2 protein-coding genes are annotated in these 1,701 nt (G+C 28.8%); both read left to right on the plus strand.

All coding sequences use genetic code 11. The features are described from left to right. Positions 1-117 precede the first annotated feature (117 nt). Positions 118-684, plus strand: a complete 567-nt coding sequence (locus BM246_RS19680) for a hypothetical protein (protein WP_074940718.1) — start codon at positions 118-120, stop codon at positions 682-684. 129 nt (positions 685-813) lie between these two features. After that, on the plus strand, positions 814-1,485 hold the full coding sequence (locus BM246_RS19685) for an ankyrin repeat domain-containing protein (RefSeq protein ID WP_074940721.1): 672 nt from the start codon (positions 814-816) through the stop codon (positions 1,483-1,485). The last annotated feature ends 216 nt before the right edge of the window (positions 1,486-1,701 follow it).

Raw genomic sequence — 1,701 nt, forward strand, 5'->3', positions numbered from 1 at the left:
GTCGTTGCTTATTTGGAAAATTCCTTCGGAATTTTCTCGCGTTCGTTTTTGTTTACTAAATTAGTTGCTTAAACACGCAACTAACCATACACAAAACCGTTGTAGTGCATTTGAAAAATGAACATCCTGAAAATTAACATACAAAAATCCTTGAATTTTGAAAGACTTTACTACGATAAATCGTTACTCGAAAATGTATGGGAAAATGTATTAATTATTGCCAACCTTTTATTTTTCCTCTACATCACAGGAACAAATTTTTATGACAACGTAGAAAAATCAAAACCATTTGGATGGACATTATTTTTTTTTATATTAGTCATAATTACTACTTTGTTAGGAATAATTTCATTTCTGAATGGTAAAAATCTTAAAAGAATTGATGGAGTAACTAAATCTGAAAATACAGAAATCGTCAAGAAAATTGTAAATAAAAACAACTGGAAACTATACGCAGAAAATAAAGAATTGAATATTATAAATGTTTCTTTCCTAGACACCCAAACTGATTATGGAAAACAGATTATTATTCTTTATCAAAAAAATGACATTTTAATAAATTGTACTTCATTCGCTTTAGGAAAAACACCAAATCCTTTTAATTGGTTTTCTAATAAAAAAATAGTTGAACAATTTAAAACTGAATTTATTGATAGTAAAAACGCACTACAACACAGTATATAAAAAATTGCTAGTTTTACCTAAACCAATGTTAGTTGCTCGTTTGCTAGCTTCTGATTTTCCTTCGGAAAATCCTCGCACACAAACACGCAACTTTCCATATACATCAACGTTGTGTTTAATATCACTCAAATGAAAACTAACTATCTAATTTTAATATTTATTATGATTTCCTTAAAAATGTTTTCTCAAAAAAAATGCAGTGAAGAAGTTCAATTAGCAATAGAGAATGATAATCTGGAATTAGTTCAAAAAATGATTGAAAAAGGAGAGAATATTAATTGCATTGCAGAAAGGAAACAAACCTTATTGATGAAAGCTATCCAAAGCGGAAAAGAAAAAATTTCACTTTACTTAATAGAACAAAATGCCGATATTAACAAAGTTGATGACGATAATATCAATGCTTTTTTTAAAACAAGTTATTATGGACTTACAAACGTTGCAAAAGCTTTAATTGACAAAGGAATAGACATAAATCAAAGAGGGTATGGAGAAATGACAATATTGATGATGGCGTCAAACAGGAATCAATATGATTTAGTAAGGTTTCTTATTGAAAATAAAGCAAATATAAATCTGCAGTGTGATAATGGATATACTGCTTTGACATACACTACCAGCGCAAAAATCTTATCATATTTACTTTCAAAAAAAGCTGATTTTACACTAAAAAATTTTGAAGGCAAAAATGCGCTTGAACAATTCAAATGGACTCTTGAAGATGTTAAAGGTTATGGAACAAAAGAAGATATAATAAACCTCGAAGAGATTATTGAAATACTTAAAAGCAAAAAATACTAAACACAACATCGTGTATAATTAATTGCTAGGTCACTGCCGACTTACGAACATTCCTGCGGAATATTCTATCTGTGATTTATTTGCTAAATTAGTTGCTTAACCACGCAACTAACCATACACCAACCGTTGTAAGCAATAGCGCAGCTATCGTTAGATAACTTTCAATACAAATATTATTTACGCAAAAGGAATAAAAAAAGGCAGTTAAAAAAGTGT

It is taken from the genome of Algibacter lectus (genome assembly GCF_900112395.1).
Taxonomy (GTDB): Bacteria; Bacteroidota; Bacteroidia; order Flavobacteriales; family Flavobacteriaceae; genus Algibacter; species Algibacter lectus.

Excerpts from the sequence above, each read along its gene's own strand:
- BM246_RS19680 (WP_074940718.1), top strand. The coding sequence starts at position 118 with ATGAACATCCTGAAAATTAACATACAAAAATCCTTGAATTTTGAAAGA.
- BM246_RS19685 (WP_074940721.1), top strand. The coding sequence starts at position 814 with ATGAAAACTAACTATCTAATTTTAATATTTATTATGATTTCCTTAAAA.